Annotated in this window: 12 protein-coding genes; all 12 read left to right on the forward strand. The window is 72.7% G+C overall.

Going from position 1 to position 12647, the window contains the following annotated elements; translation table 11 throughout:
* The 12 genes from ACFLIM_RS08960 (at window position 1) to ACFLIM_RS09015 (ending at window position 12640) form a co-directional block, all read left to right on the forward strand.
* Window positions 1-1341, forward strand: a complete 1341-nt coding sequence (locus tag ACFLIM_RS08960; protein ID WP_393163945.1) for a lyase family protein — start codon at window positions 1-3, stop codon at window positions 1339-1341.
* Complete coding sequence (locus ACFLIM_RS08965) at window positions 1338-2285, forward strand: thiamine pyrophosphate-dependent dehydrogenase E1 component subunit alpha (RefSeq protein WP_393163948.1); 948 nt, start codon at window positions 1338-1340, stop codon at window positions 2283-2285. The genes ACFLIM_RS08960 and ACFLIM_RS08965 overlap by 4 nt, the downstream gene beginning before the upstream one ends.
* Window positions 2278-2784, forward strand: coding sequence for a hypothetical protein (locus ACFLIM_RS08970; RefSeq protein WP_393163950.1), 507 nt, complete (start codon window positions 2278-2280; stop codon window positions 2782-2784). Before ACFLIM_RS08965 ends, ACFLIM_RS08970 begins: the two co-directional genes overlap by 8 nt.
* Complete coding sequence (locus tag ACFLIM_RS08975) at window positions 2691-3260, forward strand: transketolase C-terminal domain-containing protein (RefSeq protein ID WP_393164045.1); 570 nt, start codon at window positions 2691-2693, stop codon at window positions 3258-3260. Before ACFLIM_RS08970 ends, ACFLIM_RS08975 begins: the two co-directional genes overlap by 94 nt.
* 16 nt (window positions 3261-3276) lie before the next feature.
* Window positions 3277-4254 (forward strand): sugar ABC transporter substrate-binding protein, encoded by a 978-nt coding sequence (locus tag ACFLIM_RS08980; RefSeq protein WP_393163952.1) that lies wholly within the window; start codon window positions 3277-3279, stop codon window positions 4252-4254.
* Entirely contained in the window at window positions 4236-5753 is a 1518-nt protein-coding gene (locus tag ACFLIM_RS08985; protein ID WP_393163954.1) for a sugar ABC transporter ATP-binding protein, read from the forward strand. Before ACFLIM_RS08980 ends, ACFLIM_RS08985 begins: the two co-directional genes overlap by 19 nt.
* Window positions 5750-6928 carry an ABC transporter permease gene (locus ACFLIM_RS08990; protein WP_393163956.1) on the forward strand — a complete coding sequence of 393 codons (1179 nt, stop codon included), beginning with the start codon at window positions 5750-5752 and terminating at the stop codon, window positions 6926-6928. The genes ACFLIM_RS08985 and ACFLIM_RS08990 overlap by 4 nt, the downstream gene beginning before the upstream one ends.
* Window positions 6925-7395, forward strand: coding sequence for a VOC family protein (locus ACFLIM_RS08995; protein ID WP_393163958.1), 471 nt, complete (start codon window positions 6925-6927; stop codon window positions 7393-7395). Before ACFLIM_RS08990 ends, ACFLIM_RS08995 begins: the two co-directional genes overlap by 4 nt.
* 46 nt (window positions 7396-7441) lie before the next feature.
* Window positions 7442-8290 carry an amidohydrolase family protein gene (locus ACFLIM_RS09000; protein WP_393163960.1) on the forward strand — a complete coding sequence of 283 codons (849 nt, stop codon included), beginning with the start codon at window positions 7442-7444 and terminating at the stop codon, window positions 8288-8290.
* Complete coding sequence (locus ACFLIM_RS09005) at window positions 8287-9375, forward strand: Gfo/Idh/MocA family protein (protein ID WP_393163962.1); 1089 nt, start codon at window positions 8287-8289, stop codon at window positions 9373-9375. The genes ACFLIM_RS09000 and ACFLIM_RS09005 overlap by 4 nt, the downstream gene beginning before the upstream one ends.
* Window positions 9372-10376, forward strand: coding sequence for a LacI family DNA-binding transcriptional regulator (locus ACFLIM_RS09010; RefSeq protein WP_393163964.1), 1005 nt, complete (start codon window positions 9372-9374; stop codon window positions 10374-10376). The genes ACFLIM_RS09005 and ACFLIM_RS09010 overlap by 4 nt, the downstream gene beginning before the upstream one ends.
* A 236-nt stretch (window positions 10377-10612) precedes the next feature.
* Window positions 10613-12640, forward strand: coding sequence for a beta-galactosidase (locus ACFLIM_RS09015; protein ID WP_393163966.1), 2028 nt, complete (start codon window positions 10613-10615; stop codon window positions 12638-12640).
* Window positions 12641-12647 lie beyond the last annotated feature (7 nt).

Below are 12647 nucleotides of genomic sequence, written 5' to 3' on the forward strand. Positions count from 1 at the left end.
TTGCGCCAGACGTTCAAGCTGCTGCCCGAGCTGTTCGGCGACGGCGAGATGGCCGGGATCTTCTCGGCCGAGCGGACCGTGCTCGCCTGGCTGCGCACGGAGGCCGCGCTCGCCCGCGCCCAGGCCGAGGCGGGCGTGATCACGGACGCCGACGCGCAGGCGATCGCCGCGGCCTGCGTGCCCGGGAACATCGATATCGAGCGCCTCTGGTCGGAGGCGGTGAACGTGGGCTACCCCATCCTGCCGCTGGTACGGATGATCGCGGCGGCGCTGCCCGACGGCCCCAACGGCCGCGTGCACTACGGCGCGACCACGCAGGACATCATGGACACCGGCTTGTCCCTGCAGATGGGCGAGGCGCTCGACCACCTGGGAGCGCTGCTGGGCTCGTTCGGCGACGCCCTGGCCCGGATGGTGGCCGAGCACGCGGGCACCGTGATCGCCGCGCGCACACATGCCCAGCAGGCGGTGCCCACGACGTTCGGGGCGAAGATGGCGGTGCTGCTGGCGGAGGCGGCCCGGCAGCGCGAGCGGGTGACCACGGCCGCACAGCGGGTGCGGGTCGTGTCGCTGTTCGGCGCGGGCGGCACGTCCGCGGCCATGGGCGAGCGCTCCTCGCAGGTACGCCAGGGCGTGGCGAACCGGCTCGGCCTGCGTACGACCGAGGTGCCGTGGCACGTGGCCAGGGACGGCGTCGCCGAGTTCGGTGTGACGTGCGCGTCCCTGGCGGCGACGGCGGCCCGTTTCGCCCGCGAGGTCGTGGACCTGTCGCGAACCGAGGTCGGCGAGGTGCGCGAGGCGGGCGGCCACCATCGCGGCGCGTCCTCGACGATGCCGCAGAAGGCCAACCCGATCGGCTGCGAGGCCGTGATCGGCATGTCGGGCACGGCCGGGGCGCTCAGCTCGGGCCTGTTCCGCGCGATGGAGGCCGGGCACGAGCGGGCGGCCGGCGAGTGGCAGGTGGAGTGGTACGTCGTGCCGCTGCTGGCCGAGCTGGGCGCGGGCGCGCTGGCCACCGCCGCCGAGGTCGCCGCGGGCCTGCGGGTCTACCCGGAGGCGATGCGGGCCAACCTGGGGGCGGAGGGCGGCCTGATCATGGCGGAGGCGTACATGATGCGCCTGGCCCCCGCGCTGGGCCGGGAGAAGGCGCACGACCTGGTCTACCAGGCGGCGCACGAGGCGCGGGAGCACGGGCGGGCGCTGGCCGACGCGCTGCGCGACCTGGCCGGGCCCGACGACCTCGCCGGCCTGGGCGCGCTGCCCATCCCGCCCGAGTCCTACATCGGAGACGCCGAGGCGATCTGCGCCGCGGCCCTGGACGCCTGGAGAGACGATCGATGAGTGAGCGACGGCTCGCGGATCTGCTGGCCATGTGGCGGATCCGCGCGTTCGAGGAGAAGGTGCGCGACCTGCGGGCCGAGGGCCCGATCGTGGGTTCGGTGCATTTGTGCATCGGCCAGGAGGCCATCCCGGTCGGCGCGTGCGACGAGCTGGAAGCGCAGGACGCGCTGTTCGCGACCTACCGCGGCCACGGCTGGGCGCTGGCCAGGGGCGTGCCGGCCGAGCCGCTGTTCGCCGAGCTGATGGGCCGGGCGACCGGCGTCAACGGCGGCCGGGGCGGCTCGGCGTACTTCACCGCCGCCGAGTACGGCTTCCACGGCGAGAACTCGATCGTGGGCGGCGGCGCGCCGATCGCCTGCGGGGCGGCGCTGGCGGGCAGGTACGACGGCTCGAACCGGGCCGCCGTGACCGTCTTCGGCGACGGCGCGATGAACCAGGGCGCGGTGCACGAGGCGATGAACTTCGCCGCCGCCTTCTCCCTGCCCGTCGTGTTCGTCTGCGAGAACAACCGCTACTCCGAGCTGACGCCGATCGCCGGCATGGTGGCCAACCCGCGCCTGGCCGACCGCGCGGCCGCGTACGGGATGCCGGGTCACCGGATCGACGGCAACGACGCCGAGGCGGTGCGCTTCCACGTGCGCGACGCCCTGGAGGTCGCCCGCGAGGGCGGCGGCCCGACGCTGCTGGAGTGCATGACCGAGCGCCTGGTCGGCCACTACATCGGCGACGCCGAGACCTACCGGCAGCCCGGCGAGCTGGACCGGATCAGGCGCAGGGAGCCGATCGCCCGGCTGCGCGCGGGCCTGCTCGCCGACGGGGTGCCCGCCGCGGACCTCGACGCGGTGGAGCGCACGGCGCGGGCCGAGATCGAGTCCGCCGCCGCGGCCGCGCTCGCCGCGCCCCTGGCCGACCCCGCCACCGCAAGGGAGCACCTGTATGCCTGACCTGTCCTACGGCGAGGCCGTGAACGCGGCCCTGCACCGGCTCATGGAGGAGCTGCCGGAGACCCTCGTGTACGGCGAGGACGTCGGCGTGCCGGGCGGCGTCTTCGGCGTGACCCGGGGCCTGCGCAAGCAGTACGGCGACCGGGCGTTCGACACCCCGATCAGCGAGTCGGCCATCCTGGGCAGCGCGGTGGGCGCGGCGATGTTCGGCCGCCGCCCGATCGTCGAGATCATGTGGGCCGACTTCTCCCTGGTGGCGCTGGACCAGATCGTCAACCAGGCGGCCAACGTGCGTTACGTGTCGGCCGGCCGGTTGCGGGCGCCGCTGACGATCCGCACCCAGCAGGGCACGCGCCCGGCGCCTGCGCGCAGCACTCGCAGTGCCTGGAGGCGTTGTTCCTGCACGTGCCGGGGCTGCGCGTGTGCATGCCGAGCACACCTCAGGACGCCTACGACCTGCTGGTCACCGCCGTGCACGGCGACGACCCGACGCTGGTGATCGAGAACCGCACGTTGTACTTCGGCCGGAAGGAGCACGTCGAGACGGGCGGCCCGGTCCAGCCGATGGGCGGGGCGCGCACCCGCCGCAGGGGCTCCGACGTCACCGTCGTCACCTGGGGCGCGATGACCCACCGGGTGCTGGAGGCGGCCGGCGCCCTGGCCGGCGAAGGGATCGAGGCCGAGGTGCTGGAGACGCCGTGGCTCAACCCGTTCGACACCGGGGCGGTCGTCGGGAGCGCGGGCCGTACCCGCAGGCTGGCGGTCGTCCACGAGGCGAACGTCACCGGCGGCTTCGGCGCCGAGGTCGTCGCCCGCGTCGCGGCGGCCGGGGTGCCGCTGGCCGCGCCGCCGCTCCGGATCGGCACCCCCGACGTGCGGATGCCCGCCGCGCAGGTGCTGGCGCAGGCCCTGGTGCCGGACGCCGCCCGCATCGCGGACGAGCTACGCGCCCTGATCCACAAGTCAAACGATTGACCACAGCAGGAGCATCATGAAGAAGGCAATCCTCGTCGCCACCCCGCTCATCATCGGGCTTATCTCGGGCGCGACGGCCTGTGGCGGATCCACCAACGCGACGGGCAAGAAGGAGTACACGATCGGTGTCTCCAATCTGGGCCTGAGCTTCCCGTTCCCGGCCGCCATCGGCAAGGGCATCAAGGAGGAGGCCACGAAGCTCGGCGTGAAGATCGTCGAGCTGGACGCGCAGGGCAAGGCGGACAAGCAGAGCAACGACATCCAGGACCTCATCGCCCAGCAGCCCGACGGCGTGCTCATGCTGCCGGTCGACTCCGGCGTCGCGCAGGGCCTGACCGACCGGCTCAAAGCCTCGAACATCCCCACCGTGGCCGTGGCCTCCCAGGTCGGCGACCCCAAGACCCGCAAGCTCAAGGACGTCTACCCCGGTCTGGTGGCGCTGGCCACCCAGGACGAGTACGCCGCGGGCGGCAAGGCCGGCGAGATCGCCGCCGGCGTCGTGCCGGGCGGCGGCAAGCTGGCGATCGTGGAGGGCCAGGCCGGGTTCGCCGAGGTGGTCAACCGCTTCCAGGAGTTCCCGAAGTCGGCCGCGGCCAAGGGCGCGACGTACGAGGTCGTGGCCCGCCAGCCGGGCGACTGGGTGCAGGACAAGGCCCAGTCGGCCTGCCAGAACATGCTCTCGTCCCACCCCGACACGCAGCTCTTCTACGCCCAGTCCGACGACATGGCCGTGGGCTGCGCCAAGGCGGTCCAGGCGGCCGGCTCCAAGGCCAAGATCGTCGGTATCGGCGGCAGCAAGCTCGGGATCGACGCGGTGAAGTCGGGCGCCATCTCCGGCACCGTCTGCTACAAGCCGGAGGACCTCGGCAAGCTCGCCCTGGACACCCTCTACCAGCACCTGACCGGGCAGAAGAAGCAGGACGCGGCCTTCGTCACGTACGACACGCCTGCCATCACCAAGGACAACCTCAACGATTGCACGCCGCAATGGTGAGCCTGCTTTCCCTGGAAGGCATCGGGAAGTCGTTCCCGAACGGCACCGTCGCGCTCAAGGACGCCCGGCTCACCGTCCACCCGGGCAGCGTGCACGGGCTGGTCGGCGCCAACGGCGCGGGCAAGTCCACGATGATCAAGGTCATCGCCGGCGCCCACGCGCCGACCACGGGCGTCGTGCGCTGGAAGGGCGAGGAGGTCGACTGGCGCACCCCCGGAGCCGCCAGGAAGGCCGGCGTGGCGACGATCATGCAGCACGTGCCGCTCGCGCCCACGCTGACCGTGCTGGAGAACGTCTTCCTCGGCACCGCGGGCCCCTGGCGGCGGCCGCGCTCCCGGCGCGCGGAGTTCGCCGCGCTGCTGGAGCGGGTCAATTACCACATCGACCCCGACGCCGAGGTCGCCGACCTGGCCATCGGCGAGCGGCAGATGGTGGCGATCCTCCAGGCCCTCGCGACGGGCGCCGAACTGGTCGTGATGGACGAGCCGACCGCCTCGCTCGCCGAGGGCGAGCGTCAGGTGGTGTTCGACGTGGTACGGCGGCTGTCCGCACAGGGCACGGCCTTCCTGTACGTCTCGCACTTCCTGGACGAGGTGTTGTCCCTGACCGACCGGGTCACCGTTTTGCGGGACGGCACGGTCGTGGACGAGGGCGCGACCGCCGACTACGACGAGGACAAGCTCGTCCAGGTCATCGTCGGCCGTGACCTGCTGGCCGTGGAGCGGCGCAGCGCCGCGCCGGTCGCGCGGGACGCCCCGGTGCTGCTGTCGGTACGCGGGCTGAGCTCGGCCACCGGCGTACGCGAGGTGTCGTTCGAGGCCAGGGCGGGCGAGGTGATCGGGTTCGCCGGGCTGCTCGGCTCGGGGCGTTCGGAGATCCTGCACGCCGTCTACGGCGCGGACTCGCGGGCGCACGGCGAGGTGCGGGTCGAGGGCCGCCCGGTGCGCCGCAGCCCGCGCGCGGCGGTGGCGGCGGGCATGGCGCTCGTGCCCGAGGACCGAGGCGCGCAGGGACTGGTGGGCACGTTCCCGATCTGGCAGAACATCTCGCTGCCCCACCTGGCGTCGTTGTCGTCGGGCCGGTCGTTGCCGCGCGAGTCCGCCGAGGCCGAGCGCGCCGAGCGGGCCATCGCCGACCTCGGCATCGTCTGCCCGGGCCCGGACGCCCTGCCGACCGAGCTGTCCGGCGGGAACGCGCAGAAGGTCGTGTTCGGCAAATGGTTGTACGGCGGCGCGCGGGTGTTCATGCTCGACGAGCCCACCGCCGGGGTGGACGTCGGGGCCAAGGCCGACATCCTCGAACTCGTCCGCGCCTTCGCCGCCGGTGGCGGCGCGGTGCTCGTGGTGAGCAGCGAGTTCGAGGAGATCCTCGCGGTGGCGACCCGGGTGCTGGTCGTGCGCGAGGGCCGGATCGTCGCCGAACGACCGGCACACGAGACATCCGAGGAGGAGTTGCTGATGCTGGCGAACGGATTCGGCGAGGGAGGCGATCCGCAGTGAGACGCTCGCGGCTGGCGGCGGCGCTCAGGCCGGGCAACGCGGGCGTGGTCTACGCCCTGCTGCTGATCGTCGCCATCCTGACGCTGCTCAGCGCCCAGTTGGGCCGCCCGCCCTACATGTCGCCGACGAACATCATCAACGTCCTGGACCAGTCGTCGCTGATCGCGATCCTCGCCGTCTTCACCACGGTGGTCCTGATCAGCGGCAACTTCGACCTGTCCGTCGCGTCGGTGGCCGCGTTCTCGGCCGCGACCGTGCTCAGCCTGGTCGCCCCGCTCGGCCTCCCGGCCGCGCTGGCGATCGCGCTCGGCGCGGGGCTGGTGTGCGGGGCGGTGAACGGGCTGATCGTGCAACTCGTCGGCATCAACGCGTTCATCGTGACGCTGGGCACCATGACGGCGGTACGCGGGCTGGTGCTCATCCTGACCGACGGCCGGACGATCACCGCCGAGGACCCCGTGGCGCAGCAGTCGCTGATCGCGCTGCAGGCCGGTTACTGGACGATCCCCCACATTCTGGGCATTCTCGGGGCGGCGGCCGCGGTCGCAGGCGTGATCATGCTCGTGCGCGGATCGCGCCGCATCGGCGTGGTGACCGTCGCCCTGGGCGTGGTGGCCATCGCGCTCAGCCCGGTGCTCGGGTTCGACCTGCGGCTGAGCAAACCCACGTACTATCTGATCGTGATCGCCGCGATCACCTGGGCGGTGCTGCGGTACACGGTGATCGGCCGCCGCCTGTACGCGGTCGGCGCGAACGCCGAGGCCGCGCGCCTGTCCGGCATCAACGTCAACCGCTACAAGATCGGCGCGTTCGTGCTGAACGGGCTCGGCTCCGGCTTCGTCGGCGTGTTGTTCGCGGCCAAGCTGCTGGCGATCAACCCGACGGGCCTGCAGGGCACCGAGCTGACCGTGCTGGCCGCGGCCATCCTCGGCGGCACCTCCCTGTTCGGCGGCCTGGGCAGCGTGCTGAAGTCGGTGGTGGGGGCGCTCATCCTGTTCACCCTGGACAACGGCTTCAACGTGCTCAACCTGGGCGCCAACTACCAGGGCGTGATCGTCGGCACGGTCGTCGTGGTGGCCGCCGCCATCTACACGGTCGCCGGACGCCAGCGGCAGGTGAAACGCGTCCGCGAGTCCAAACCCCAGGCCCCGATCAGGCAGGAGGCATTGCGATGAGAGGCGTCTGGCACTTCTCCTTCACGGTCGCGGACCTCGACAGGTCCGTGCGGTTCTACCGGGACCTGCTCGGGTTCACGCTGGTGCACCGGCAGGAGCAGGACAACGACTACACGCGCAGGCTCGTCGGCTACCCCGACGCCGTCCTGCGCGTCGCCCAGCTCGCCGTGCCGGGGCAGCCGCGCGGCGTCTCCACGCACGACCTGGAGCTGGTCGAGTACGTACGCCCGAGGGGCGCCCCCCGTGACCCGGCCCGCCATCTGCCGGGCGCGGCCCACCTGGCGCTCACGGTCGAGGACGCCCGCGCCGAGCACGCCCGGCTGTCGGCGGCCGGGGTGCGCTTCGTCAACCCGCCCGCCGAGATCACCGCGGGCGTGAACAAGGGCGGCTTCGCCTGCTACTTCCTCGACCCCGACGAGATCACCCTGGAGCTCGTGCAGCCGCCTTTTGACACCTCTGCCGGGTAGCCCTACGTTGTGCACGCTCAATCGATTGATCATGTGAGGAGGCCGGATGACCGTCGTCGACGCCCACCAGCACTTCTGGAACCTGGAGACGGGTTCGTACCCCTGGCTGACGCCGGAGTCCGGGCCGATCTACCGCACGTTCGAGCCGGCGGAGCTCATCCCGCAGCTCGCGGCGGCGGGGGTCGACCGCACGGTCCTGGTGCAGTCGATGGACTCCTACGCCGACACCGACGCCATGCTCGCCCAGGCCGACGCCCACGACTTCATCGGCGCGGTGGTGGGCTGGGTGCCGCTGCACCGGCCGGACGAGGCGGCCGGGGCGCTGGAGCGGTACCGGCTGCATCCCAGGTTCGCCGGGGTGCGGCACCTCATCCACGACGAGCCCGACCCCGACTGGGTGGTCCAGGACTCGGTGATCGAGGGGCTCGGGCTGCTGGCCGCGGCCGGGTTGCCGTTCGACGTGGTGGCGGTGTTGCCGCGGCACCTGGAGCACGTGCCGGTGCTGGCCGAGCGGGTGCCGGGGCTGCGGATGGTGATCGACCACCTCGCCAAACCGCCGATCAAGGAGAAGGGCTGGGAACCGTGGGCGTCGCTGATCGCCCGCGCGGCCGAGTGCCCCGGGGTGTACGCCAAGGTGTCGGGGCTGAACACGGCGGCCGACGCGGAGACGTGGACGGCCGAGGACCTGCGGCCCTACGTGGAGCACGCTCTTGAGGTGTTCGGGCCCGAGCGGCTGATGTTCGGCGGCGACTGGCCGGTGGCGCTGCTGGCCGGGGACTACGCCAAGGTGTGGCGGGAGACGGGCGCGGTGTTGTCCGGTCTGTCCGACGCCGATCGCGCGGCCGTGCTCGGTGGCACCGCCGCCGATTTCTACGGCATCCAGGAGTCAGCATGATCGACGTCTTCGCGCCCATCGCCGCCGCGGCAGACCTGTCCATCCCGGCCGGGCACCGGCTGCCTGTCGCCGTCGTCGGGGCGGGGGCCATCGTGGACGTGGCCCACCTGCCCGCCTACCGGCGCGCCGGGCTGGAGGTGACCGGCCTGTACGACCTCGACTCCGCGAAGGCCGCCCAGGTGGCCGCGCGCCATGCGGTGCCCAGGACGTACGGGTCGCTGGCGGAGTTGCTGGCCGACGAGCGGGTCGCCGTGGTGGACATCGCCGTCGCGCCGGAGGCGCAGCCGGGCATCGCCAGGGCGGCGCTGGCGGCCGGCATGCACCTGCTGTGCCAGAAACCGTTCGCGCCCGACGTCGCGACCGGCAGGGAGATCGTCGAGCTGGCGGCGGCCCGCGGGCTGAAGGTCGCGGTGAACCAGCAGCTCCGCTTCGACGAGGGCATCGCCGCCGCCCGCGCCATGGTGCGCGCCGGGTGGATCGGCGAGCCGACGGCGATGACGTTCACCGTGAACATCCGCACGGACTGGAGCGCCTGGGACTGGCTGGTCACCACCGACCGGCTGGAGATCGTCTACCACTCCATCCACTACCTGGACGCCATCCGCTCGATCCTCGGCGACCCGGAGACCGTCTTCTGCACCGGCAGCCGCACGCCCGGCCAGGTCGCCAAGGGCGAGACGCGGACGATGAGCACGCTGGTGTACCCGGGGGACGTGCGCGCGCTCGTGCACGCCACGCACGAGAACCGCACGGGCGACCAGGAGGCGTCCTTCCGCATCGACGGGACGCAGGGCGCGATCAAGGGCACCCTCGGCCTGCTGTACGACTATCCGCACGGCCGCCCCGACACCCTCGAGGTCAACAGCGGGGTGTTGCCGACCGACGGCTGGCTGGCGTACCCGGTGACGACGCGGTGGTTGCCCGACGCGGTGGCCGGGCCGATGGGGTCGCTGCTCCGGGCGGTCGCCGAGGGCGGCGAGCCCGAGACGTCCGGCGCGGACAACCTCGGCACCCTGCGCCTGCTGCACGCCCTGTACGCGTCGATGGACAGCGGCGAGAGCCGGCGCCCAGGATCGTTCGCATGAAGCGCTCCCGGGTCACGCTCGCCGACGTCGCCGCGATCGCGAGGGTCGACCGGGCCGTCGTCTCCCGCGTCGTCAACAAGGACCCCACGCTCAACATCCGGCCGGAGACGCGGGAGCGAGTGCTGGCGGCGATCGAGGAGCTCGGCTACCGGCCCAACGTCGCCGCGCGCAGCCTGCGCACGGCCCGCGCGCACATGTTCGGGCTGTTCATCCCCGACTTCGCCAACCCCGTCTACGCCGAGATCATCAAGGGCGCGGAGGCGGAGGCGGCCTCGCTGGGGTACGTGCTGGTCACCGGCAGCGCGACCGGCGCCGGCCCCGGCGAGTACATGGACCGGCTCGGCCAGGGCCGCATCGACGGCCTGCTGCTGGCCGGGGCGGGCGACGAGTCGGGGCTCGTAGAGCGGCTCGACCGGGCCGCCATCCCATGGATCATGCTCAACAACCGCAGCAGGAGCGTCAACCGGTACGTCATCCTCGACGACGAGCGGGCCGCCGCGCTCGCGGTGGAGCACCTCGTACGCCTCGGCCACCGCCGCATCGCCCACCTCGCGGGCCCGTCCGACGCCGACACCGCCACCCGCAGGTCGGCGGGCTATTCGGCGGCGATGCGCGAGGCGGGCCTGCCGGAGGGCCCGATCGAGGCGGCCGACTATACGCCCGCGGGCGGGGCGGCGGCGATGGCCCGCCTGCTCGCCGTGCCCGAGCCGCCGACGGCCGTGTTCGTGGCGAACGTGGCCTCGGCCATCGGCGCGATGGACGGCGTGCGCTCGGCCGGGCTGGAGATCCCGCGCGACGTCTCGATCGTCGCCGTGCACGATCTGGAGCTGGCCAGCTACCTGTATCCGGCCCTCACGACGGTACGCATGCCGCTGGCCGAGCTGGGCCGCCGCGGCGTGGCCCTGCTCGGCAGCCTCAAACCCGACGACCCGGTGGCCGAGGTGCTGGCCGGGCCGATAGAGCTGATCCAGCGCCGCTCCACCGCTCCCCCGCGGCGGTAATGTGACGTGCCATGATGATTGACAGCCCCCGGGCAGCGGTTTTAGGACGTCCGATTTAACGGCATTGACATCTCCGCAAAACGGACTCTAGGTTGTGCGAAGCGTTTCGACAACAGCCCTTCGGCCGAGCGCGCACCCCCGCGCAAAGGGCCGCCCCCTCGCGACGGCACGGCGGCGGGTGACGGGCCGTCGGCGGGTGACGCATCGGCGGCGGCAGGACGGCTCGGGGCGGGAGCATGATGGCGCGGCTGGGGATGCACACGCTCACCGGCGAGCGGGGGCTGCTGTTCGGCGGGGACTACAACCCCGAGCAGTGGCCGGAGCACGTGTGGGCCGAGGACGTCGAGCTGATGCGGGCCGCCGGGGTCAACCTGGTCACCGTCGGCGTGTTCAGCTGGGCGCGGATCGAGCCCGAGCCGGGCGCCCGCGACTTCGGCTGGCTGGACCGGGTGCTCGACCTGCTCGGCGAGGGGGACATCGCGGTGGACCTGGCCACCCCCACCGCCTCGCCGCCGCCGTGGCTGGGCCACCGCTGGCCGGAGACGCTGCCGGTCGACGAGTCGGGGCACCGGCTCTGGTACGGCTCGCGCAACCAGTTCTGCCCGTCGTCGCCCGTCTACCGGGAGCGGGCGCTGGCCCTGGTGACCGACCTGGCCGACCGGTACGCGGGCCACCCCGCCCTGGCCCTGTGGCACGTCGGCAACGAGTACACCCAGATCTGCCACTGCGACGAATCCGCGAAGGCGTTCCGTACCTGGCTGCGCGAGCGTTACGGCGACCTGGACACGCTCAACGAGGCGTGGGGCACCACGTTCTGGAGCCAGCACTACAGCGACTGGGCCGAGATCGTCACCCCGCGCCGCGCTCCCTACATGATCAACCCCGCGCAGCGGCTGGACTTCTGGCGCTTCGGCTCCGACGCGCTGCTCGCCCACTACCGGGCCGAACGCGACATCCTGCGCGAACGCACTCCGGACATTCCGGTCACCACGAACTTCATGGGCCTGTTCAAGCCGGTGGACTACTGGTCGTGGGCGCAGGAAGAGGACATCGTCTCCAACGACTGGTACCCCGACCCGGGCGACCCGCTGTCCCCCGCACGGACTGCGCTCACCCACGACCTGATGCGCGGGCTCGCGAAGGGCCGGCCGTGGCTGCTGATGGAGCAGGCTGCGAACGGCGTCAACGGGCGCCCGCACAACCTGCCCAAACCGCCGGGACAGCTCAGGCTGGAGTCGCTGCAGGCGGTCGCGCGCGGCGCGGACGGGCTGTGCTATTTCCAGTGGCGGGCCTCGCGCTTCGGCGCCGAGCGGTTCCACGCCGCGATGGTCCCGCCCGCGGGCCCGGACACCCGGCTGCACGCCGAGGTCCGCGCGCACGGCCAGGAGCTGCGCACACTGGCCTCCGTGGCGGGCCGGGAGGTGCCCGCCCGGGTGGCGATGGTCTTCGACTGGGCGAACTGGTGGGCGCTGGAGGAGCGCGGCGGGCCCAGCGACCGCCTCAACGCGACCGAGCAGCTCCTGAGCTACTACCTGCCGTTCTGGGAGCGCGGCGTGAGCGTGGACGTGGTGCCGCCGTGGGCCGGGCTGAGCGGTTACCCGCTGGTCGTGGTGCCGAATCTGTTCCTGGTCAGCGATCGGGACGCGGCCGGCCTGACGGACTACGTACGCGGCGGCGGGGTGCTGGTGGTCGGGCCGTTCTCCGGGGTGGTGGATCCGCGGGCGCACGTGCGTACCGGACGGTTTCCCGCGCCGCTGCGCGAGGTGCTCGGCGCGTCCGGCGAGGAGTGGCTGCCCGCGCCCGAGGACCGGCCCGTGCGCTGCCGGTGGGCCGGCGGCGGCGAGTTCGCCGCGCACACCTGGACCGAGCTGATGGCGGCGGAGGGCGCCGAGGCGGTGGCCGAGTTCACCGAAGGCGACCTGGCCGGACGGCCCACCGTGCTGCGGCACCGAACCGGGCGAGGAGTCGCCTGGTACGTGGCGACGATGCCCGAGCCCACGGCACTCGGCACACTGACCGCACGGGCACTGGCCGACGCGGGCGTCACCGGCGTCGTGGCCGAGTTGCCGCCGGGCGTCGAGGCGGTACGCCGCGGCGACGTCCTGTTCCTGCTCAACCACGGCCCCACCACGGTGAGCGTGCCGATCCCCCACCCGGCCCGGGACCTGCTGACCGGATCGGCGGCGGCCGGCCAGGTCACCCTCACGCCCCGCGCGGTCGTCGCCCTACGGCCCTCCGAGAACGACATCGAGATCATCCTCTAAGGAGCAT

The organism is Nonomuraea marmarensis (genome assembly GCF_043197025.1).
Taxonomy (GTDB): Bacteria; Actinomycetota; Actinomycetes; order Streptosporangiales; family Streptosporangiaceae; genus Nonomuraea; species Nonomuraea marmarensis.